The 22,416-nt window shown below is 33.9% G+C and carries 17 protein-coding genes and 1 tRNA gene; 5 read left to right on the top strand and 13 right to left on the bottom strand.

The window, feature by feature from the left end; all coding sequences use genetic code 11:
• Nucleotides 1-208: 208 nt before the first annotated feature.
• Nucleotides 209-2,380 carry a pectate lyase-like domain-containing protein gene (locus ABXT06_RS13380; protein ID WP_354591191.1) on the top strand — a complete coding sequence of 724 codons (2,172 nt, stop codon included), beginning with the start codon at nt 209-211 and terminating at the stop codon, nt 2,378-2,380.
• A 228-nt stretch (nt 2,381-2,608) separates the two neighbouring features.
• Here the strand turns inward: ABXT06_RS13380 and ABXT06_RS13375 are convergent.
• A tRNA-Pro gene (locus tag ABXT06_RS13375) sits at nt 2,609-2,683 on the bottom strand.
• A gap of 177 nt (nt 2,684-2,860) precedes the next feature.
• Here ABXT06_RS13375 and trxB point away from each other — a divergent pair.
• Nucleotides 2,861-3,808 carry a thioredoxin-disulfide reductase gene (trxB, locus tag ABXT06_RS13370; protein WP_354591190.1) on the top strand — a complete coding sequence of 316 codons (948 nt, stop codon included), beginning with the start codon at nt 2,861-2,863 and terminating at the stop codon, nt 3,806-3,808.
• Nucleotides 3,809-3,937: 129 nt separating this feature from the next.
• On the opposite strand, the gene ABXT06_RS13365 is transcribed toward trxB, so the two are convergent.
• The 5 genes from ABXT06_RS13365 to ABXT06_RS13345 form a co-directional block, all read right to left on the bottom strand.
• Nucleotides 3,938-4,798 (bottom strand): GIN domain-containing protein, encoded by an 861-nt coding sequence (locus ABXT06_RS13365; RefSeq protein WP_354591189.1) that lies wholly within the window; start codon nt 4,796-4,798, stop codon nt 3,938-3,940.
• A gap of 83 nt (nt 4,799-4,881) precedes the next feature.
• Nucleotides 4,882-5,616, bottom strand: a complete 735-nt coding sequence (locus tag ABXT06_RS13360; RefSeq protein WP_354591188.1) for a head GIN domain-containing protein — start codon at nt 5,614-5,616, stop codon at nt 4,882-4,884.
• Nucleotides 5,617-5,619: 3 nt separating this feature from the next.
• Nucleotides 5,620-7,368, bottom strand: a complete 1,749-nt coding sequence (locus ABXT06_RS13355) for a PspC domain-containing protein (RefSeq protein WP_354591187.1) — start codon at nt 7,366-7,368, stop codon at nt 5,620-5,622.
• A gap of 3 nt (nt 7,369-7,371) precedes the next feature.
• Nucleotides 7,372-7,704: a PadR family transcriptional regulator gene (locus tag ABXT06_RS13350; protein WP_008464689.1), complete on the bottom strand. Its 333-nt coding sequence runs from the start codon at nt 7,702-7,704 to the stop codon at nt 7,372-7,374.
• 125 nt (nt 7,705-7,829) lie between these two features.
• Entirely contained in the window at nt 7,830-8,309 is a 480-nt protein-coding gene (locus tag ABXT06_RS13345; RefSeq protein WP_236673100.1) for a DUF4870 domain-containing protein, read from the bottom strand.
• Between the two features lie 230 nt (nt 8,310-8,539).
• Here ABXT06_RS13345 and ABXT06_RS13340 point away from each other — a divergent pair, with 230 nt between their 5' ends.
• Nucleotides 8,540-8,992, top strand: a complete 453-nt coding sequence (locus tag ABXT06_RS13340; RefSeq protein WP_111285737.1) for a DUF4442 domain-containing protein — start codon at nt 8,540-8,542, stop codon at nt 8,990-8,992.
• A 150-nt stretch (nt 8,993-9,142) separates the two neighbouring features.
• Here ABXT06_RS13340 and ABXT06_RS13335 read toward each other — a convergent pair whose 3' ends face one another.
• The 7 genes from ABXT06_RS13335 to ABXT06_RS13305 all read right to left on the bottom strand — a co-directional run bounded on the left by ABXT06_RS13335 (nt 9,143) and on the right by ABXT06_RS13305 (nt 17,284).
• Nucleotides 9,143-9,304, bottom strand: a complete 162-nt coding sequence (locus ABXT06_RS13335; RefSeq protein WP_354591186.1) for a hypothetical protein — start codon at nt 9,302-9,304, stop codon at nt 9,143-9,145.
• A 137-nt stretch (nt 9,305-9,441) separates the two neighbouring features.
• Nucleotides 9,442-11,685: a multicopper oxidase family protein gene (locus ABXT06_RS13330; protein WP_354591185.1), complete on the bottom strand. Its 2,244-nt coding sequence runs from the start codon at nt 11,683-11,685 to the stop codon at nt 9,442-9,444.
• 315 nt (nt 11,686-12,000) lie between these two features.
• The gene (locus tag ABXT06_RS13325; RefSeq protein ID WP_354591184.1) at nt 12,001-14,529 is read right to left on the bottom strand and encodes a heavy metal translocating P-type ATPase; all 2,529 of its coding nucleotides are present in this window, start codon (nt 14,527-14,529) and stop codon (nt 12,001-12,003) included.
• 306 nt (nt 14,530-14,835) lie between these two features.
• Nucleotides 14,836-15,396: an AraC family transcriptional regulator gene (locus ABXT06_RS13320; protein ID WP_354591183.1), complete on the bottom strand. Its 561-nt coding sequence runs from the start codon at nt 15,394-15,396 to the stop codon at nt 14,836-14,838.
• 2 nt (nt 15,397-15,398) lie between these two features.
• Entirely contained in the window at nt 15,399-15,926 is a 528-nt protein-coding gene (locus ABXT06_RS13315) for a DUF3347 domain-containing protein (protein WP_354591182.1), read from the bottom strand.
• A 98-nt stretch (nt 15,927-16,024) separates the two neighbouring features.
• A complete protein-coding gene (locus ABXT06_RS13310; protein ID WP_354591181.1) occupies nt 16,025-16,381 on the bottom strand; it encodes a hypothetical protein in 357 nt (118 codons plus the stop codon).
• Nucleotides 16,382-16,450: 69 nt separating this feature from the next.
• On the bottom strand, nt 16,451-17,284 hold the full coding sequence (locus tag ABXT06_RS13305; protein ID WP_354591180.1) for an AraC family transcriptional regulator: 834 nt from the start codon (nt 17,282-17,284) through the stop codon (nt 16,451-16,453).
• Nucleotides 17,285-17,387: 103 nt separating this feature from the next.
• Between ABXT06_RS13305 and ABXT06_RS13300 the strand changes: the two genes are divergently transcribed.
• Both ABXT06_RS13300 and ABXT06_RS13295 read left to right on the top strand, forming a co-directional pair.
• A complete protein-coding gene (locus tag ABXT06_RS13300; RefSeq protein ID WP_354591179.1) occupies nt 17,388-18,554 on the top strand; it encodes an MFS transporter in 1,167 nt (388 codons plus the stop codon).
• A gap of 628 nt (nt 18,555-19,182) precedes the next feature.
• Entirely contained in the window at nt 19,183-22,410 is a 3,228-nt protein-coding gene (locus tag ABXT06_RS13295) for a SusC/RagA family TonB-linked outer membrane protein (protein WP_354591178.1), read from the top strand.
• Nucleotides 22,411-22,416 lie beyond the last annotated feature (6 nt).

Raw genomic sequence — 22,416 nt, 5'->3', positions numbered from 1 at the left:
ACGGACAAAAAAAGACTATTAAAGAAAAATAGATAAGTTGAATAAGCTTTATTTATGTTAGAAAAAGACAAAATTTTGAGGTTTTGTAGTGTTTTTGATAAGAAAATTGAGCTCAGAAACGGACGTAAAGGTTCGAGATTATTGCTATTTTGGGCTTTCTTAAAATTACAATTATTACAATCTATCAAACCACAAAATGAACATTCTTATGAGTAAAAAAGTAATCTCATTATTGACAGTATTTACGTTTATGATGCTTTTATGCAGTTTTGTTTCACCTTATTCGGCTAACGAAAAAATAGAAGGAAATAAAAATATAGAACGTAAAATTGTTTACAACAAAAAGAAACATAACATCACATTATCATGGTCGGCTTTTGGGACTTCTGGAAATTATACCATTACAAGAGGAGGCAGTCGATTGGCATCTGATTTTGTGCCATTAGGATCAACTTCTGAATTGACATTTATCGATAATAAACCTAGCAGAAATAAATATGAGAACTATTATAAAGTAAGTCGAAATGATATTACGATTATCATTTCGCTCGAAAATCAGATTTTTGGAGACAATATGTATTTCTACGACAGAAAATATGAAAAGGCAGAGACGGCGCGAAATGAAATTAATTCGCAGTTTAGCAGTATTGGTTTAGGAGGTGCAAATGGTGAGTGGACAGCAAAACGTCAAGCGTATTATTTTAAGCCAAATGTTGACGGACAAACATACGATGTCGGCGGATCTGGTTCTGCGTCTTCAGCAGAGGCAAACGCTATAGAGTTGGGATTTTATTCTCATATTGGAGGTTTGGGTAAAGTGCCTTCAGATGTAAAATTAGGTGCAATTTTTACAAGACCTCATCTTTCAGGCGGAGCAAATGCAACTTGTACATTCTGGCGTTCTGTAGAAAATGTAGAGGTAATGCGTGACTTTTCGTGGACTGTTTCTCAGTCAACAAGTGCAAGAAGATTACTGATTGAAAGTACTTCAAAGTATATTTCTGATATAGGAGATACAAACTTTTGGGGCAGCGGAGGTTTTATCGCCGATGCTCATTATACAACTTCAAGACCAAATTGGGGAGGGCAACAGCAGTGGTATACTAGAAATACAGTTTTTCCTTCGGGCTCAGGGGCTATGGGAGGTTCATACAATATGGTTTGGCAGGGATGTGTAAACCCTCCACAAGCAAATGAATCTAATTCTCCAATTTCGACAACACCAATCATTAGAGAAAAACCGTTTCTTTTTATTGATAGTGATGGAGAGTACAAAGTATTTGTTCCAGCATGGCAAAAAGATAGAGTAGGAGTTTCTTGGTCTGCAACAGATATAGGGAAAGGTGAAATTCAAGATTTGGCTGTAAATTGGTATGTTGCAAAAGAAAACGATACAGATGCCGAAATTAATGCAGCATTAAAAGCAGGGAAAAATATATTTTTTACTCCTGGGCATTATTCTTTAAATGCTCCAATTCAAGTAAACCGAAAAGATGCTATACTTCTTGGTGCTGGCATTGCTTCTGTGACACTAGAGCCAACGGAAAAAAATGTGTGGGGATGTGTCTATGCCGATGATAAGGACGGAATTATTATTGCGGGACTTTTAATGGATTCATTAAATAGTACAACATATCAAGTTAGAATTGGTAATGAAGGAGCAAATGCAGATCATTCTAAAGATCCTATTTTATTGAGTGATATTACTTGCAGAGTTGGAGGAGTGCAGTCAAAAAACATTCAAATTCAGGCTTCGATGCAAATAAATAGTAGTAATGTAGTAGGAGATCATTTCTGGCTATGGCGTGCCGATCATGGTTCGCAGAAAGGTGGCGACGCACGCTGGAAAAGAGATAGATGCAAAAACGGACTTATAGTTACTGGTAATGATGTTGCACTTTATGCATTATTTGTTGAGCATTTTCAGGAATATGAAGTATTGTGGTTAGGAGAACGTGGTAGAACGTTTTTCTTTCAAAACGAACCACCATACGATGCCCCAAATCAAGCAAGCTGGAGCAGTCAAGGTGGGAAAGTTGATGGTTATGCAGCATTTAAAGTAGCAAATACTGTAAAAGAACATCATACTATAGGAATGGGATCTTATGCTGTTTTTACAGGAACTGACGGAAATGTAAATAAGAAAAACGGTTTTGAAATTCCGAATAGTCCAAATGTGAAATTGGAAAAAATGTGTATTACTCGTTTTGCAGGTCCAGGAAATATTCAAAATGTTATAAATGGTACAGGTGGAAGCACAGCAACTGGTGCAAAACGTGTTGCAGCATATAATAATGGGGAAGGCACACAGCCTTTTGATGAGGAATTTACTTTGCCTAATAAAGAATCTTATCCTGCTTATATAAGTATGGAGAAATAATAAGAACGGTTTTTTTGCCACGAATTCGCGAATTGTTTTTTCAAATCTTCGTGATTATTTATTCGAATTAATTCGAATAATATTAAGTAAAGTATTTAAAAAGAAAATTCGTGAATTCGTGGCTATTTATTTCGTTTCGGCTTTGTTTGAGGATATAGCCAATGGTTTCAACCATTGGAACACAATGTATGAAAAATAAAAAAGCCGAACATTTCTGTTCGGCTTTTGTCGGGGTGGCAGGATTCGAACCTGCGGCCTCCTGCTCCCAAAGCAGGCGCGATAACCGGGCTACGCTACACCCCGAAGATGTATTTTTTGTTGTAGTGCCCGAAAGCGGATGCAAAGATATAAATAAATTTGATTTGTAAAAGGAAAAAATGAAAATAAATAAAACTTATTTGCACATAGCTATTTCAGATTTATTTTCGTCGATATTTTTTATAATAAAGTTTACATTTGCAACTCAAAAAAACTATTACTATGTCAAATACAATCGAAAAAATTAAATGCCTTATTATAGGTTCTGGTCCTGCAGGTTATACTGCGGCAATTTATGCAGCCAGAGCTAACATGAATCCAGTGTTATATCAAGGAATGCAGCCTGGTGGTCAATTGACTACAACTAATGAGGTTGAAAACTTTCCAGGTTACGTTGATGGAGTTACAGGACCAGAAATGATGATTCAATTACAGGAACAAGCAAAACGTTTTGGGGCAGATATTCGCGATGGATGGGCTACAAAAGTTGATTTTTCTGGAGATATTCATAAAGTTTGGATTAATGATACAATCGAATTGCACTGTGAAACTGTAATTATTTCTACAGGTGCTTCGGCTAAATATTTAGGATTACCATCAGAACAGCACTATTTAAATATGGGTGGTGGAGTTTCTGCGTGTGCAGTTTGCGACGGATTCTTCTATAGAAACCAAGATGTTGTGATTGTTGGAGCAGGAGATTCTGCTTGTGAAGAAGCACATTACTTATCTAAACTTTGCAAAAAAGTAACGATGTTAGTTAGAAGTGATAAATTCAGAGCTTCTAAAATTATGGAAGAGCGTGTTCGTAAAACTGAAAACATTGAGATTCTAATGAATCATGATACTGTTGAAGTTTTAGGAGATAACAATGTAGTTCATGCCATTAAAGCTTTAAACAAAACAACTGGCGAAACAATCGAAATTCCTGCAACTGGTTTCTTCGTGGCAATTGGTCACAAGCCAAACACAGATATTTTTAAAGATTACATTACTCTTGACGAAACAGGATATATCGTAAATACTGCAGGTACATCTAAAACAAATGTTGATGGTGTATTCGTAGCAGGAGATGCTGCAGATCACGTATACCGTCAAGCAATTACTGCTGCAGGTACAGGATGTATGGCGGCATTGGATGCTGAAAGATATTTGGCTTCAAAAGAATAAGTTAAAAAGTTTCAAGTTTCAGGTTTCAAGTTGTTGGAAAGCTGAAATCTTTGTAATAAAAAATCCCAGCCTAAATTTTAGACTGGGATTTTTCTTTTTCGTTATATTGATTTTTAAACTTTAAAAAGCTTACAAAGTCGTTGCTTTTGGTTTTGCTGCGCCTGGTTTTTTTATCAGCTTTGCTTCTTCGCTAAAGCGTGTAAGTTCTATTTTCGGATCACCAAATAATGAAATTTCAGACTTGTCTCCAGCTGCTATTGCGATCGTGTTTTCTGCTAAAATAGTAGCAACAGCAGAACCTTCGGCTGTAACATTTGCATCTTTCAGAGTAAATTTTGTTCCGGTAAAAACAGAATTATTGTCTAATCTAATAGTTGCTTTTTCTGCAATACCTTCGATTGCTGCAGTGGCTTTCTGATAAAGATCGCATTTAAATTTTATTGCAGAAACCAATGTTTTAACTCCAGCATATTTACTCAATTGTAAACTTCCGTCTTCAGCTTTTAAATTTAGTTCTGTTCTAGATTTATCATCAGCGATTAGAGTGAATTTTTTTGAATTCACATTCAAGTACAATTTCGAAAAATCAAGACAATTCATTGTAATGTCATCCAATTGCAATTCTTGAATGGCATAAACTATTGCTTCATTTTTAGTAATTATTTTATTTAGCGATTTAGTATAAGTAACCTTAACAGATAGTTTCTTAAAAATAGTAGATTCCTTATTAGTGTATAAACGAAGTGTTTTTTCTCTTAAATCCATCCCTACAATATCGTGTAGGTTGTCATCGGCCTCAATTTTAATTTCGTTTTTTTCTCCCTGTTCTAGATAAACTTCCAGATTATCATCTACTTCAAGAGCATCAAAACTTCCAACTTCTTTTATTGAGGTAGTTACAACTTTAGAACCTTTAATTTTTTCTCTTTTTTGAGCGAAAGTCAGAGTCGTAACAAATAATAATAGGAGTAGGGCGGTACTTTTTTTCATTAATTCTAGATTTGATTTTGACAAATATAAAAAAATCATCCACTTTTGGTGAATGATTTCATTTATATTTAACAGTTGCTTTTTTAGCTTTTGCTTACACTTCCGCCAGATGTTGCAGATTTTTCAATTGTTTTAGGATTGCCGCTGTAGTTAATATTTCCACCGCTAGAAGCATCTGCTTTTAAACTTAAGATTGGACGTACAGAAACTGTTCCACCGCTAGAAGCATCTGCATGAATTTCATTTGCCATTAATTTTTCGGCATCAATACTTCCTCCACTAGAAACAGAAGTAGTAAGGCTTAAAGCTTTTCCCTCTATATCTATAGAACTTCCGCTTCCAGCATCTATTGCAATTCTGTCCGATTCGATTTTAACATCCATAGATGCTGCGCTCGAAGCTTCTAAAGTAATGTCTTCGCCCTGAACAAGTCCGTTGGTTTCAACAGTTGAGGCGCTAGAAGCTTCTATTTTATGAACAGCAGGCATCTTTACAGTTACTTTTTTTGATGTAATGTTGCGGAAAGAACTGTATTTGCATTCAATAATAAGCGTTCCGTTTTCAACTTTAGTAACAATTTCTTTTTGAAGATTGTCATCGGCTTCAACTGTAATTTCCGTAACATCAGCCTGTTCAATGACCACATCAATAGCGTTACTTACAGAGATATTTTTAAAATCTCCTTGAACCGTTCTTTTTTCTGTGGTTACATTGCCACTTCCTTCAATTGCGTTCATGTTAAAGTTGCATGAAGCAAACAATAAAGCTGTAACAGTTGCAATTATAAATTTCGTAATATGGATGATTATTTTTATCATGGTTTAATTAATTTTGATTATCACTCCGTTTTTATCAGTAGTTAGTTTTCCTTTAGTTTTTTTTCCGTTTAAAACTTCTTTTCCATTAATTTTAACCGAAACTTCTTTTATGGTGTCATTTGTGCTGCCAGTATTATTTTCATAGTCGTTTTCGTAGTCGTTTTCATAATCATTTTCGTAATTGTTCTCATCAGCAGGGCAGTTTAAACATTTTACCTTAGATCCGATAACTTTGTAATTATAATCTCCGTTGTAATTTAATTCGAAGAAATTATCATCTGAATTATAGTAATCTCTTACAGAAGAATCCGGTTTTACTAATTGCCCTTCTGGCAAATAAAGGTAAATGTCAACTTCTTGTCCTCTGAATTTATTTTTTACATCTGTCAGAAAATAGTTATCCAAAAGTAATTGATTTCCGCTAATTTGAAACTTATAGGTAATTTTTTCTGCTCTTTTTTTAGCATTTGTAAATGAGTTTCCTCTTGCACTTTTTTCGATCTGAATGAACGGAGCCGATTCATCTGTGTGTAATACGTGTAAACGGACATCATTAGAATAAATCAATTCGTTGTTTGCAGAATCTTGTACAAATTCAAACTCTCTATAGTGGTTCAAACTTTTTGTATAATAATCATTGTACTTAAACTTGATATATAAAGTATCAGTTGGTTTAATTGCCAGAACTTTTTTCTCTACTACTTTATTATCGTATGAAATTTCAGTTGCCTGTTTGATTCCGATACTAGTAAGAATTGCGATAGAAATAATCCAAAGTGCTAAAAGCGTATATTTTGTAATGTTTCCGATTGATTTTAAGTTTGGAGATAACAATTTAAATCCTAAAAGAGTTAAGAAGAAAAACGGAATCCCAACAGCAAAGAACATTAACAATCCAAATGACCAAAGTGGATATTCTGTAAAGTTTCCAGCTTCAACAAAATTCTGCCAAGGGAAATCGATGAAAATATTTGTTCCTAAAGTAAATACGCCAATCAATAACATGATTAAAGTCGAAATCCCTGATATAATTAGAATTACTCCTAAAAACTTAGCAAAGATTTTAAAAACCGTCATAACAAAGTCTCCAAATGAACTACTTATTCTCCCAGCTCCCGACTTTACTTGGTTTCCCATTTTGTCATAATCTGCATTTTTGAATTTTTCAGAAAGTGAATCAATTTCTTCGCGAACTTTTTTTTCGATGTTCGAAATTGTTACTGGTTCTCCTGTCATTTCCAATTTTTCAGAAGTTGTAACCGCTTCTGGAGTTACAATCCAAAGAACGAAGTAAGCTAAAATTCCAGTTCCAAAACCTGCGAAAACGAAGATTAAGAATAGGATTTTGATCCAAACAGCGTCAATTCCAAAGTAATGCCCTAAACCTGTAGCCACACCTCCAATCATACCTTTTTCTTTGTCGCGGTATAATTTTTTGTGTTTTCTTGCTCCGTAATTATTGAAAGATTGATTTGTGTTCTCTTCATCTTCAATTCTATAGTCTTCAGGTTGTCCCATTACTGTAATCACCTCGTCAACATCTTTCAGTCCAACAACATGTTTTTCGCTTTTTTGTTTTTCTGTCAATAATTCAGAAACACGCATTTCGATATCTTTAATGATTTCATCCTGACCAGATGAGTTGTTAAGTGATCGTTTTATAGCGTCAAAGTAGCGTGTCAATTTTAAGTATGCATCTTCATCGATGTGAAAAAACATCCCGCCTAAGTTAATATTTACTGTTTTGTTCATGACTTATTGATTTTGATTGGTGATTAGATTTACGGCGTCGGATAATTCTGTCCAAGTGCCGCTAAGTTCGTTTAAAAATGTTTGTCCTATTTCGGTTAATCCATAATATTTTCGTGGTGGCCCAGAGGTCGATTCTTCCCAACGATAATTTAGTAAACCGTCATTTTTCAATCTAGTTAACAACGGGTAAACGGTTCCTTCTACAACTAGTAATTTTGCGTTTTTTAAAGTGTCTAATATTTCAGATGTATATGCGTCTTTTTCTTTTAAAACTGATAAGATGCAAAACTCAAGAACACCTTTGCGCATCTGTGCTTTTGTGTTTTCAATGTTCATAATTTCATTTTGTTTTTTTTTGATTGAACAATTCGTTTTTTGATTGATGATGATTTGATTGATGATTGATTTCGAAACTTATTTGATTGATTGATGTTTCGACTATAACTTTTAATTTTTTAGTATTACTTTATAAAAGGAATCGTAATTGGATATTTATATAATTCTCCGTTTGAAGCTTTTATAGAAGCATAGATTACTAAAAAGAATTCAACAAATTTTAATAATCCGAAAAGTATAACAGCTGTTATGCCTACACTTAACATTCCAATGTTTGCCTGAAAGTTAAAGTTTCTGATTACAAAATCGTCGTCATTAAAAACGGCTTCTAATGGAAGATTCTGCAAGAAAACAGTAACGAAAATCGGGATCGCAATAAGCGCTAAGATCAAAGAATAAAGCAAAATGCTTAATTGAAAGTTCAAAGCCTGTTTTCCGTGATGATCTGCAAATTCAGACTTGTCTTTATAATTTGTCCAAATGATTAGCGGAAAAATATAGTTCCCAAACGGAATTATATATTGGCTTAAAGTACTCAAATGAGTAAATGCTGCTGTATTCTTTTCTGATGTTTTTTCCATGATGAGTGGTGTTGTTGTTTCCATGATTAAAAGTATATAGTAATTTCTTATGCAAATATATGTCTAAAAAACAGTATCTTGTTTTGCATAGTACTAATTATTAACAAAAATTTAACAATTTATAAAGTAAGAATATAGTTTTTAATTGTTGAAAATCATTGGGAAGTACTGATTTTATTGAGGTCTTTCTGATAATTTAATAATTTATTGTGCATGCATAGTTTTTTTGTATTTTTACATAAAAAATATTTCCTATGGCACTTTCGGTATCAAAACTTAATAAATTCGTCTTATTCAAATTACCTTCTGCATACTTTTGCGGGGTGCGTGTAAAAGATATAAACGATAGCAGTTGTACAGTTACAGTAAAACACAGATGGATCAATCAGAATCCTTTTAACTCAATGTATTTTGCTGTTCAGGCTATGGCTGCAGAGTTAACAACAGGAGCTTTGGTGATTTCTCAGATACAGCAAAGCGGAAAAAAGATTTCTATGTTAGTAGCCAACAATAAAGGAAACTTCACCAAAAAAGCTACGGGAAGAATTACATTTGTTTGCAAAGACGGACATTTAATTGCTGATGCCATCAAAAAGACAATTGAAACTGGAGAAGGGCAAACGTTCTGGATGAAATCTATAGGAACTAATGAAGAAGGAGTTCAAGTTTCTGAAATGGACTTTGAATGGAGTATTCGAGTGAAATAGTGGTTTATTGCCACAGATTACAGGATTAAAAAGGATTATCTTTTGAGGAACTTTTACAAAATTTAAAACTTTGTCAAAGTTGATTAAGAGCTAGATATAAAAAAAAGACCTCAAATAATTGAGGTCTTTTTTGTTGAAATCAAGTTTCAATTATTTTTTAACGCAACAAGACTTTTTATCTTTTTTATCAGTTGATGTCTTTTTGCAACAAGATTCTTTCTTTGCTTTTTCTTTTGTTGCAGGTTTCGTTTCTTGAGCCATTACGCCAATCGAAAATAAAGCTACTGTTACTACGGTGATTACTTTTGTCATTTTGTTTAAATGTTTTTTGTGTTAGAGATTATAATTGGTAAATCAAATATAATCCGAATTCTTATAGCTGATTCTTACAAATTGTTAATGTTTTTGTAAAATCTGTTAATGAGTTGTAAAGCCTTCCCCCATTGTATTTAATAGTTAAGATTAACCCCAAATCCAATTCCCATATCGCTATCATAATGCGTTGTGATTCCGAAGTTACGGGCAACAATATATTTTAAACCAGCCATATATTCTTTATCCGTATTCCACATTAAATTCATTCTAAGTCTCTGCGAAAGCGGAATATCTTTTCTTTCAAATTGTACTCTTACATTTCCGTCCGTATAAACCTCGACTTGTGCTTTTATGAGCATTGGCAAAGTATATTCAGCTCCCAAACTGAAAACCGAACGGTTGTCTTTGGTGTTTTTTTGTCCCCAGAGATTTTGTTCCTGTTCGTCCATTCCCATTTTTCGGTAACGCCAATCAAAACCGATAAAAGGCATGAACCATTGATTTTTTCCAATGTAACGGCCAATATGTGTTTCAGTTTCGTAACCATGTTTGTCGTTGTAACCCAATCTCCATTCCGTTCCAATACTCCATCTTGTATTGCTAAACATTGCTTCACCATCATTTCCATTCGTAGCAAAATCATTTTCTGCCATAAAATGAAACATACGATCATCCATTTTTAGCATTTTAAAAGCCATTTCAGGATGATGTATTAACGGATTTGGTGCTGAATTTTCGTAAGTAAAAATTCTTCCCATTCCAGCCATCATGTGATATAAAATATGACAGTGAAAAAACCAGTCGCCATCGGCATTTGCCTGAAATTCGATGGTATCGGTTTCCATTGGCATAATATCTATCACATTTTTCAGCGGAGAATAATCGCCGTGTTCATTCAAGATTCTAAAATCATGACCGTGTAAGTGCATTGGGTGGCGCATCATCGAACCGTTGTATAAAACGATACGAACGTTTTCTCCTTTTTTAATTAAAATTTTATCGGTTTCAGAAACTACTTTATTGTCCAAACTCCAAACGTAACGATTCATATTTCCAGAAAGCGTAAAACGCAATTCTTTTACAGGAGCATCTTTTGGAAGATTGGTTTTAAACGGAGATTTCAGCATTCCGTAATTCAAAGTCATAATTTCAGAAGTTTCAGTACTGTCACTTTCCATTTTCATTCCTTCCATATTATGATTGGAATGATCCATTGCAGGTTTTGTATTTTCATCTTCACCCGAAATTTCAGGATACATTACGGCATTCATATCCATTTTGTTGAGAGACATATTCATGCCCATGTCGTTCATGTCGCCGTTGATTTTCATCATGTCGTTCATCATTTTCATGCCTTCAAAATATTCTAATTTCGAAAGATGATGAACAGGCTGTTTTTCGCCATTTCCTAAAAACAAAGATGCAGATCCTGTTCTATCTTCAGCTGTAGCCAAAAAAGCAAAGGCTTTATTATCTTCAGGAATTGTAACCACAACATCATAAGTTTCAGAAACTGCAATAATCAAACGATCAACTTCTACAGGTTCTACGTCATTTCCATCGCTGGCCACAACGGTGATTTTTCCTCCGCCATAAGTCAGCCAGAAATAACTTGAAGCGCCGCCGTTGGCAATTCGCAACCTAACTTTTGAACCTGGTTTAAGATCTGAAAACTGCTGTTCGTTTTTTCCATTAAGCAGAAATTTTTCATAATAAACATCACTTACATCCATCGCGTTCATTCGTTTCCATTCGTTTGTAACTTTGGTCGAAAAATGTCCTTGTTTTATCGCTTCGGCATAACTTTGCGTAGTTCCTTTTTTGATAGCAAACCAGTCATTGGCATTGTGCAGCATTCGCTGAATATTTTCAGGTTTCAAATCTGACCATTCACTTAAAATGACTGGAATTGTCGGCAAATCGTCAATTCCTTTTCTGATAGTAGAATCGTCTTTTTTCTTATTGATGATAAACAGTCCATATAAACCAATTTGTTCCTGCAAGCCAGAATGACTATGATACCAATACGTTCCGTTCTGAATAATTGGAAATGTATATTTATGAGTAGTGCCAGGTTCAATAGGCATTTGTGTTAAATAGGGAACTCCGTCTTCTTTATTGGGTAGAAAAAGTCCGTGCCAGTGCATGGAAGTGGTTTCCTTTTTTAATTCGTTATGCACATAAATTTCTGCAATATCACCTTCGGTAAAAGTCAGCGTCGGCATCGGAATTTGTCCATTTACTGCAATCGCGCGTTTTTCTTTACCCGAAAAATTAACAATCGTATCACGAACATGCAAATCGTAACGTACTACTTTTTGAGCCTTTAGCTGAAAAGCAATTAAAGAAAGGATAAGGATATATTTGATTTTCGTCATAGATTATAATTTTAAATAAATTGAGTACAATTTAATTTTGTTAAGCTCCAGCGGAGCTAAATATTTATAGAAATTCAATTACGTTGATATAAAAGAGCTCCAGCGGAGCGAAATATATGGTCAATGAAAAAAAAAGATGTCGCTCCGCTGGAGCTTTACTATCGATACTAATACTATTATCTATAAATATTTCGCTTCTCCGAAGCGTATTTTTTTGTCTATTTTTTTTCGCACAGCGTCATTTAAATTAGTGAACGCCTTTTTTAATCGTCTACCAAAAATGTTTCTATGTGTTTAAAATAATTTCACTCCAACTTACAATTTTAAATTTCTCAATCGCAAAGCATTTACGATTACGGATACAGAACTCAAACTCATTGCCACCGCAGCTAGCATCGGCGAAAGCAATATTCCTAAAAACGGAAATAAAATTCCAGCTGCAATTGGCACGCCCAAAGTGTTATAGATAAAAGCAAAGAATAAATTCTGTTTGATATTTGACATTACAGCATGGCTGAGGTTTTTGGCTTTTACAATTCCGTTTAAATCGCCTTTTACCAAAGTGATTTTAGCACTTTCAATCGCAACATCAGTTCCGGTTCCCATTGCAATTCCAATATTAGATTGCGCTAAAGCAGGAGCGTCGTTGATTCCATCGCCCGCCATCGCCACAATTTTTCCTTGAGCTTGCAGACGTTCGATTTCTTTCAGTTTATCTTCTGGAAGACAATCTGCTTTAAAAGAACTCAAATGCAAATGTTCGGCAACTGCTTTTGCTGTATTAAGATTGTCACCAGTCATCATGATTACCTCAACACCTTGAGCGATTAATTCTTTAATAGCTTTTGCGCTGTTTTCTTTGATGGCATCAGTAATGGCTACGAAACCTAAAACGCTTTTTTCAATAGCGATGTACGAAATAGTTTTTCCTAAATTCTGTTCAAAAATTACTTTTTGTTCTAAATCGGTAGAAACCCAAGCACCAATTTCAGCCATTAATTTTTTGTTTCCTAAAGCGACACTTATGTTTTCTATAGTCCCTAAAACTCCTTTTCCTGCAATAGTTTCGAAGCCTTGAACTTCTTTTAATGAACTATTTTTTGCTTTAGCGAAATTTACAACAGCCTGCGCAAGTGGATGTTCGCTATGCTGATTTAATGAAGCAATGTTTTGAAGCAGAAAATCTTCGTCATTATTTATTGCATAAATTTTTTCTACAGATGGTTTTCCTTCGGTAATTGTTCCAGTTTTGTCGGTAATTAAAACATCAATTTTATTCATGTTTTCCAACGCTTCGGCATTTTTGATCAAGATTCCGTTTTGAGCGCCTTTTCCAACACCAACCATAACTGACATCGGAGTTGCTAATCCGAGCGCACAAGGACAAGCAATAATAAGAACAGCAATCGCATTGATTAATCCGTAGACATAAGCGGGTTCTGGGCCAAATTTTGCCCAGATAAAAAAGGTTACAATAGAAATGATAACTACAGTTGGAACAAAATATTTAGAAACGCGATCGGCTAATTTCTGAATAGGAGCGCGAGATCTGCTGGCATCATTTACCATTTGGATAATTTGTGAAAGCATAGTTTCTGAACCTACTTTTTCGGCAATCATAACAAATGATTTTGTACCATTTATAGTTCCTGAAATTACTGCATCGCCTGTTTTTTTGTCTACCGGAATTGGCTCTCCTGTAATCATAGATTCATCAATACTACTTTCTCCAGTAGTTATTTTTCCGTCAACCGGAATTTTTTCTCCGGGTTTTACACGAAGTAAATCACCTTTTTTGATATTGTGAATGGAGATTACTTTATCTACACCGTTTTCAACCAAAGTTGCCTCAGTTGGTGCTAATTTTAATAATTCTTTTATTGCCCCATTTGTTTGTCCATGAGCTTTGGCTTCCAGTAATTGTCCTAATAAAACCAAAGTGATAATTACAGTCGCAGCTTCAAAATACAAATGAATCGTTCCGTGATGTGATTTGAATTCCGAAGGAAAAATATCTGGAAAAAACATTCCGACAATACTAAATAGGAATGCAACACTTGTTCCGATTCCTATTAATGTAAACATGTTTAAATTCCAAGTCACAATTGATTTGTATGCGCGAACGAAAAACATCCATCCTGCATAAAACAAAACGGGAATAGAAAATAAAAGCTGAACCCAATTCCATTTTTCAATAGACATTATATTGTAAAGCGGATTATTCGGAATCATTTCTGACATTGAAATAATGAAAATAGGAAGCGTAAACAAAATCGCAACTTTCATTTTCTTCAATAAATCAGTGTAGGTTTTATTTTCTTCACTTTCTGAAGCCTGCATCGGAACTAAATCCATTCCGCAGATTGGACAATCGCCCGGCTCGTTTGAAACGATTTCTGGATGCATCGGGCAAGTAAATTGTGCTGCAGTTATAGCAACTTGCGGAACTAAATCCATTCCGCAAACTGGACAATCTCCGGGTTTATTGTATGTTTTGTCGCCTTCGCAATGCATTGGACAGTAATAAACGCCATTTGCACTGTGCTGGTGTACTTTTTTAGTTGTTGCTTTATGATGATCGTGATGCTCTTTTTTATGACTCGAACAGCAAGATTTGGTTTCTCCATGATTTTTAGGAGAATCCATTTCGATAGTATAATTCCCCGCAGCCGATAAAATTTCCTGAAATTTTTCTGTCGGCACATGCTTATCCATTGTTATGGTTGCTGTTGGCGGATTCAAACTAACTTCTGCATGAACGCCTTCGACTTCATTTAAAGTTTTTTCGACTTTAGTTCGGCATCCATTGCACGACATTCCTGAAATTATATATTGATGAGTCATTGTATTGGTTTTTAAGTATTACAATGCAAATTTCCGAACTATCTGTGAGTTCGGTTTGTAGAATTTTGGGAATGATTTGTAAGATTTACTAAATGCTGTTTTTTTATCGTAAAGAGCGCTAAGATTTACGCAAATAGCACTAAGTTTTGTTTGTTTAAAGATTAGAGAGTTCTCAAAGCTTTGCGCATAAAAAGTTAGCCACAGATTAAAAAGATTAACATAGATTTTAAAATCCTTTTAATCCTTGATAATCTGTGGCTAAAAAACTTTTCGTAAACCTTAGCGCACTTTGCGGTTAAGAAACCACTAAATATTCTCGATCTGAATACGCATTTTATCTTTTGACTGTTTGAAAGAAGTAGGGGTAAAGCCTGTTATTTTTTTGAATTGATTACTTAAATGTGCCACATTGCTGTAGTTAAGAATATCGGCGATTTCGCTTAGTGAAAGCTCGTTGTATATCAACAATTCTTTTACCTTTTCAATTTTCTGGCTAATGAAATACTTTTCGATAGTTGTATTCTCAATTTCCGAAAATAAGTTGCTCAGTGAATTATAATCCTGGTTGAGGTTTTCTGCCAGATATTCTGATAGGTTGATTTTTAAATCATTGTTTTTATGATGAACCAAATCGACGATCAGGTTTTTTATTCTTTCGACGGTCTTTGTTTTTTTATCATCAATTAAATCAAAACCTAAGGCTTGAAGATTTTCTAATAAAACTTCTTTTTGCTCGTCGCTGATTTCTTCTTGTAACTCAACTTCTCCTAATTCTACAGAAATAGGTTGAAGTCCGAGTTTTTCGAACTCAGACTTCACTACCATTTTGCATCGGCTGCACACCATATTTTTGATGTAAAGCTTCATATTTATTTGATTGTTTCTACCACATTTCCGCAAGTTAGCATAGAAGAACCGTAGTACGGATTCTTAACTGCTTTTTCTTTGCTTAACCAATCAGCATCTGCCATTGGGCAATATTGTTTGTAGATCGGTTCACTTGGGGTTGAAACTTTTATTAAATCGTAAGTACTTTTAGATAAAGATTTAAAAGTCTCTCGCTGTTTTTTAAGATCTGTAGTTGACGAGATACTTTTGGCATCGGCGGTTAATTTTTTTACCACTTTCATCCAAACGGTATGTTCGTTGCTTTTTAATTTGTCCATTTTAACCGCGGAAATGGCAGTCAACAAAGTTGCAGCTTTCGCTGAAGTTAGTTTGCTATCACTTTTAATAAGTGCATCTTTTACTGAAAAATAAGCATCGTAAACAGATTGTAATTGAGAATCTGCCATTTCAATTTCTGTTAAAGCAGAATTATTTGTTTTTGCTTGGATAGTATTTGCAGTAAATAATACTGTTACTGCTGTTGCTAAAGCTATAATTGATTTTTTCATTTGTATATAATATTTAAGTAAAGGATTTATTTCCTTTAAAATTAATTAAAAATTTCGTTTTAAAAAAGACCCAATATGGGCTATCGTAAATACAAATATTATATTTTCGGCTTCAGCCAAATAGAAGGAAATCCAGAAGAAATAGTAGAATTACTATAAGATGAAATAGTATTTTTTAGAGAAAAATTGAAAACATCGTTTTGGAAATCAAAATCATTAATAGTTAAAAGAAGGTTTAATACTGAGGTATTACAACCAGTATGACGGCATTTTCCTTCGCAATTGTGTTTTTCTTGTTTTGAAGTTTTCTTTTCACAGCATTTTTTTGAACAGCTGTTTTCTTCTTTGGCAGTAATTTCTTTAGAGTATCCAGTATGGCATGCGTAAGTATAACTTGGATTCAAAAAGAAACTAAGTGTTATAAAAAGCAGTATTATGTGGATTTTCTTGCTCAAGAAATTGTTTTTAATAGCACAAATTTAGTTAAAAATGTTCGAGGAAATTACTTTTTAAGATTTCGCTAACTAGAGTTTCTTGAAATCTGTTGGTTTCATGTTTTTACGTTTCTTGAAATAATTGGTCAAATGACTTTCGTCTGTAAAACCAAATTCGTATGCAATCTGTTTAATCGGCAATTGGTTGTTGTGAAATCTTTTTTCGATTAAAGTCAATCTTAAATTATGAATGTATTCGCGATAACTGATACTGAATGTTCGCTTAAAATAAGCACTAAAATAGGTCTGAGCGATATTAAAATGTTCTGCAATAACTTTTATCTGAACCAATTTAGGCTGATAAATATTCTGGTGTATATAATTTGCAATTTGTTCATTATCCAAATGAGTCGATTTCATCTGTAAATTCATACCTCGGATTGTTTCTTTAATTAAACCAAAAAGGGAAAGAATCTGATAGAAAACAATAGGAGAAGAGGTAACATCTATATAATGTCCATAAGTAACAATGTTTTCAACTGTGTTTTTTAGAATCGTTTTACAAGGTTCGTCAAATTTCAAAACAGTTTCTTTTAGGATTTTATCGCGCATGAAACTCTCTGGAGTATTCACTAAAAAATCGTCGCAAGTTAGATTCTGCTTAGAGTTGAAATAATTGTCAGTGAATTTGATAAAAATGAATCGTGTGCTTTTCTTTATATCAAAATAATGTTCATCATCTGGTGAAATTACAAAGAGATCTCCTGCTTTATAAGGCAAAAGGTTATTATTCAAATGATGAATGCCGGTTCCTTTCTTGATGTAAATGATTTCGTAATACGTATGTGTATGCGGAGGAAGATGGAATTTTTCTTCTTCAAACTCGTCAAGAACAAGTGTTTTAAACTGATTCAATTTAGGCATAACTTAAAATTACAATTTTATGTCACAAATATACAATTTCTGATTGAGCTAACAGTGTTAAATTTGCAACGTAGAAATCTATTCCTTTCTACATTAAATCAAAATGAAAAAAAGTCTTATTGCACTCTCTTTAGGAGGGTTAACTATTGGAATTACAGAATTTGTAATGATGGGATTACTCCCAGATATTGCTTCAGATATGAAGGTTTCAATTCCGGTTGCTGGATATTTAATTTCAGCTTATGCACTTGGAGTTGTTATTGGAGCACCTTTATTAGTAATCGCAGGAAGAAATTATGCGCCAAAAAAAATGCTTTTGATTTTAGCTTTGATGCTGGCGGTTTTTAATGCTTTGTCAATTATTGCTCCCGATTATAATGTTTTATTTGCATCTCGTTTTCTTTCAGGTCTGCCTCATGGAGCATTCTTTGGAGTGGGAGCGGTAGTCGCAAGCCGTTTGGCAGATAAAGGAAAAGAAGCCCAGGCAATCTCAATTATGTTTGCTGGTTTAACTATTGCAAATTTGATAGGTGTGCCAATCGGAACTTATATCGGGCATCACTTTATTTGGCGTTATACTTTTGTATTGATTGCTATTGTAGGATTGCTGACATTTTTGGCTATTTATTTATGGATGCCGAATTTGGAAAAAGGAGAAAGCGTAAATATGAAAACCCAACTTCAATTTTTTAAGAAAACCGAGGCTTGGCTAATTATTGGAATCACGGCAATTGGTTTTGGAGGTCTTTTTGCTTGGATCAGTTATATTGCTCCTTTATTAATTAATGTGTCAAAATTTTCACCAGAAGATGTTTCGTCAATCTTGGTTTTAGCTGGATTAGGAATGGTGGTTGGTAATTTTGTGGGAGGTAAACTGGCAGATCGTTTTTCGCCAGCTCCAACAACTTTGGCTTTATTGCTTGTTATGTCTACCGATTTAGTTTTGGTTTACTTCTTTTCATTCAATCAATATATGTCTTTATTTTTAACTTTCTTAACAGGTGCCATTTCGTTCTCGGTTATTGCACCAATTCAAATGCTGATGATTCGTACCGCAAAAGGAGCAGAGATGATTGCTTCAGCTTCGCTTCAAGGAAGTTTTAATATTGGTAATGCTTTAGGTGCATTTTTGGGAGGCTTGCCCTTGGCAGCAGGATTCAGTTATTCTTCTCCTAATTTAATCGGAGTTGTGATGTCGATTTTAGGAATGATTATAACAGTTATATTGATGAGGTTACACCAAAAACAATTGCAGTTGCAACGCATTTAAATACTTAGAATTTAATTCTGTAAAGCCCTTAACTTTTGTTTAAGGGCTTTTTTTGTGCTTTGAAAAAAGTAAACTTATGGTCAAAATTACTTTTTCTGTCACTTTGGTGATTTTATTTATAGGTAAAATCGTTGTAAATTTTAAAAAACGGACGATTTTTTTCAAATTTTTTTAAGAGTATTTTAACTTTTTAAGTGTAAAAATAACACCTGATGATTTCGTAATTAATATTCTTGTAATCGATTGTTTTTTTTGCAATAATCAAATCAAATGAACGATTAATAATAATATTTTTAATATTTTAAAGTGATGTAAATTATACATGTCACATAAAAAGGCGATAAAAATTTTATTATATAGTTTATTTTGGGATTTTTTTGGGAAATTTTATTTTTCGTTTAAAAAAAATATCTATGTTTGTGTAATCGATTACAACTTTTTTTTGCAATGTTCGAAATCGATTAAGTAATAAGAAGGAAAAATGAAGCTTGACTAAAGTTTTGTTGAAGAGATAAATAAATTACTGTTAAATAAAAACCAAAAATATAGCTAAAAATGAATTGAAAGTAACCACAAAAAACCACTAAAACCACCAAGAAAAAACTTTTAATAACTTAAACAATCAACCATGAACTTTAAAGAACTATTAAACAAAGGAGCAAATTTTTGCTTTAAACTTGTTTTCTTACTGTGCTTATTGATCGGTAGTCAAGTACACGCTCAGGGCACAACGATAGAGGGAACCGTGAAGGATGCCGCGGGACTTTCTCTTCCTGGGGTAAACGTCTTAGAAAAAGGAACTAAGAACGGAACTTCTACCGATTTTGACGGGCATTACAAAATAAAACTGACCAATCCGAAAGCAGTATTAAGCTTTTCTTTTATTGGGTTTAAAAGCATTGATATCTCTACAGATGGGAAAACGAAAGTAAATGCAACAATGTCTGAGGATTCTAATAATTTAAATGAAGTTGTGGTAATTGGATATGGAACTTCTAAGAAATCTGATTTAACTGGAGCTGTTGCAACTTTCTCGGGAAGTGAAGCTCGTAAAATTCCTGTTCCAAACGTAGCGGAGGCTTTAACAGGGCGTATTGCCGGAGTATCAGTAAGCAGTTCTGAAGGTTCGCCAGATTCAAATGTTCAGGTTAGAATTCGTGGAAACGGGTCTTTAAGCCAAGACGCTTCTCCATTGTATATTGTAGATGGATTTCCAGTAAATAATATCAATGATATTTCTTCTTCAGATATTGAAACGATGACCGTTTTAAAAGACGCGTCATCTACAGCAATTTATGGTTCTCGAGGAGCTTATGGTGTTATTATCGTTACAACTAAAAAAGGTAAAGATGGTAAAATAGCAGTAAACTTCAATATGTTTTATGGAATGAAAAAACTGGCTAATACTATCGATGTTACTTCTCCAGAGGATTACGTAAAATGGCAGTATGAATATGCTTTGCTTGATCAAAATGATAAAACTATTTTGAGTAATCCAGTTTCTTACACTAAGTATTTTGGTAATTGGCAAGATTATGATATGTACAAAGGCATGAAAGGAAATAACTGGCAGAAACAAGTTTTTGGACGTACAGGAGAAGTCCAAAGCCGTGACTTATCTATTCGTGGCGGAAGTGAAAAAATGAACTATAACTTCAACTATGCGCATTATGATGAAAAAGCAATTATGTTGGGGTCGGACTTTAAGAGAAATAACTTGTCTCTTGCTTTAAATAGTAAAGCTTCAGATAAAATTGATTTAAGTTTTACAGTACGTTACTCAGATACTGAAATTAATGGTGCAGGTATGAATGAACAGAATGAGGCTTCTTCTGCAGATTCTCGTTTGAAAAATATTGTTGGATATGCACCAATTCCTGTCCCAGGTCTAACTACAGATGATACAGATGAAGCAGTTTCTAATAATTTAACTCATCCTTTTGTAGCTATTACCGATAACAATCGCCAACAGTTTAGAAAGAACTTCAATACATTAGGAAGTTTTTCTTGGAAACTTACTTCTGATTTAATTTTTAAAACGGAATTAGGTTTAGATAATTATAATTTCCAAGATTATCGTTTCTATGGACGTACAACGTATTATGTGAAAAATAATCCAGCGGCAGAAAGACAAGGTATGCCTGCATTGATAATGTCAGATAGAAAAGATACTCGTTTTAGAAATGCAAATACTCTTAACTATGATTTGAAAAAAATAATGGGAGAAAACCATAGCTTAAAATTACTTTTAGGAGAAGAGTCTATTAATTATAATAGAAATGATTTGACAAATACAATTCACGGATTCCCATTATCTTTTGAGTTAGATGAGGCAAAGAAATTAACTACACAAGGAACACCAGTTTCAGTTGATAATTTCTATTTCCCAGATGATAAATTACTCTCTTTCTTCGGACGTGCAAATTATGATTACAAAGATCGTTATCTTTTAACAGCGACTTATCGTGCCGATGGTTCAAGTAAGTTCTTAGGAAGTAACAAATGGGGATTTTTTCCAGCAGCAGCAGCAGCTTGGAAAATTTCAGGAGAAGAATTTATGAAAAATGCTTCATGGGTTAATTTGCTTAAATTAAGAGTAAGTTATGGTGAAGCTGGAAACAATAATATTCCGACAGGACAAATGGTTCAAAGTTTTGCATCTACTACATCTACATGGATTAATGGAGTAGATAGCTATTGGGCAGCTTCAAAAACAATGGCTAATCCAGATTTGAAATGGGAAACTACTGTAACACAAAATATTGGTTTAGATTACGATCTTTTCAAAAATAAAGTAACTGGATCTGTTGAGTTTTATAAAAACAAAACAAAAGACTTGCTAATGAATTTCCCAATTTCTGGAGGTTATGATTATCAGTATAGAAATATGGGTGAAATTCAAAACAGTGGTGTAGAGGCAACTTTAAACCTTAACTTAATTGAAAGACCTAAATATGGAGTAAGCGTATCATTTAATGCCGCATTCAATACTAACAGAATTAACTCTCTTGGTGTAATGAAAGATTTTACATGGTCAAGTGGATGGGCTTCTTCTTCAATCACAGCAGATTATTTAGTAAACGTAGGACAACCTCTAGGAATTATGTATGGGTATAAAAGTGATGGACGTTATGAAGTTTCAGACTTTGATTATAATGCAGGAACTTATACTTTAAAAACAGGAGTTGCAGATGCTAAAACTGTCGTTGGTCCAATGAAGCCAGGTGTTATGAAATTAAAAGATATTAATGGTGACAATGTTGTAGATAGCAAAGATCTTACTGTTATAGGAAATGCGAACCCAAAAAGCACTGGAGGTATGGTGTTAAATGCTAATGCTTATGGATTTGATCTTTCTGCAGCTTTTAACTGGAGTATTGGAAACGATGTATACAACGGAAATAAAACAGAATTTTCTACTTCGGTTCCTAATGGACAATATAGAAATTTAGGCTCTGAAATGGCAGATGGAAAAAGATGGACAAATCTTGATCCTAATACAGGGCAGATAGTAACCGACCCTGCTCAGTTGACTGCTTTAAATGCAAATACTACAATGTGGTCTCCATACATGCCTCGTTATGTTTTTACTGATTGGTCTGTTGAAGACGGGTCTTTCTTAAGACTTAACAATTTAAGTTTAGGTTATACTACACCAGATGCTTTAACTTCTGCTTTAGGAGTTTCTAAGTTGAGATTTTACTTGACAGCTAGCAATGTTTTTGTTTGGACTAAGTACTCAGGTCAAGACCCAGAAGCTTCAACTAGAAGAGCGACACCGTATACTCCAGGGGTTGATTATTCAGCTTATCCAAGAAGTAGACAGATGATATTTGGTTTAAACCTTAATTTCTAATTCAGT

Origin of the sequence: Flavobacterium sp. UW10123 (genome assembly GCF_040538975.1) — a bacterium.
Classification (GTDB): domain Bacteria; phylum Bacteroidota; class Bacteroidia; order Flavobacteriales; family Flavobacteriaceae; genus Flavobacterium.
This window is presented reverse-complemented; position numbering and strand designations above follow the sequence as displayed.

Coding starts and splice junctions, on each gene's coding strand:
- ABXT06_RS13330 (WP_354591185.1), bottom strand. CDS start 11,685: ATGACGAAAATCAAATATATCCTTATCCTTTCTTTAATTGCTTTTCAG.
- ABXT06_RS13305 (WP_354591180.1), bottom strand. CDS start 17,284: ATGCCTAAATTGAATCAGTTTAAAACACTTGTTCTTGACGAGTTTGAA.
- ABXT06_RS13300 (WP_354591179.1), top strand. CDS start 17,388: ATGAAAAAAAGTCTTATTGCACTCTCTTTAGGAGGGTTAACTATTGGA.
- ABXT06_RS13350 (WP_008464689.1), bottom strand. CDS start 7,704: ATGAACATTGAAAACACAAAAGCACAGATGCGCAAAGGTGTTCTTGAG.
- ABXT06_RS13315 (WP_354591182.1), bottom strand. CDS start 15,926: ATGAAAAAATCAATTATAGCTTTAGCAACAGCAGTAACAGTATTATTT.
- ABXT06_RS13360 (WP_354591188.1), bottom strand. CDS start 5,616: ATGATAAAAATAATCATCCATATTACGAAATTTATAATTGCAACTGTT.
- trxB (WP_354591190.1), top strand. CDS start 2,861: ATGTCAAATACAATCGAAAAAATTAAATGCCTTATTATAGGTTCTGGT.
- ABXT06_RS13345 (WP_236673100.1), bottom strand. CDS start 8,309: ATGGAAACAACAACACCACTCATCATGGAAAAAACATCAGAAAAGAAT.
- ABXT06_RS13335 (WP_354591186.1), bottom strand. CDS start 9,304: ATGACAAAAGTAATCACCGTAGTAACAGTAGCTTTATTTTCGATTGGC.
- ABXT06_RS13320 (WP_354591183.1), bottom strand. CDS start 15,396: ATGAAGCTTTACATCAAAAATATGGTGTGCAGCCGATGCAAAATGGTA.
- ABXT06_RS13380 (WP_354591191.1), top strand. CDS start 209: ATGAGTAAAAAAGTAATCTCATTATTGACAGTATTTACGTTTATGATG.
- ABXT06_RS13295 (WP_354591178.1), top strand. CDS start 19,183: ATGAACTTTAAAGAACTATTAAACAAAGGAGCAAATTTTTGCTTTAAA.
- ABXT06_RS13340 (WP_111285737.1), top strand. CDS start 8,540: ATGGCACTTTCGGTATCAAAACTTAATAAATTCGTCTTATTCAAATTA.
- ABXT06_RS13355 (WP_354591187.1), bottom strand. CDS start 7,368: ATGAACAAAACAGTAAATATTAACTTAGGCGGGATGTTTTTTCACATC.
- ABXT06_RS13365 (WP_354591189.1), bottom strand. CDS start 4,798: ATGAAAAAAAGTACCGCCCTACTCCTATTATTATTTGTTACGACTCTG.
- ABXT06_RS13325 (WP_354591184.1), bottom strand. CDS start 14,529: ATGACTCATCAATATATAATTTCAGGAATGTCGTGCAATGGATGCCGA.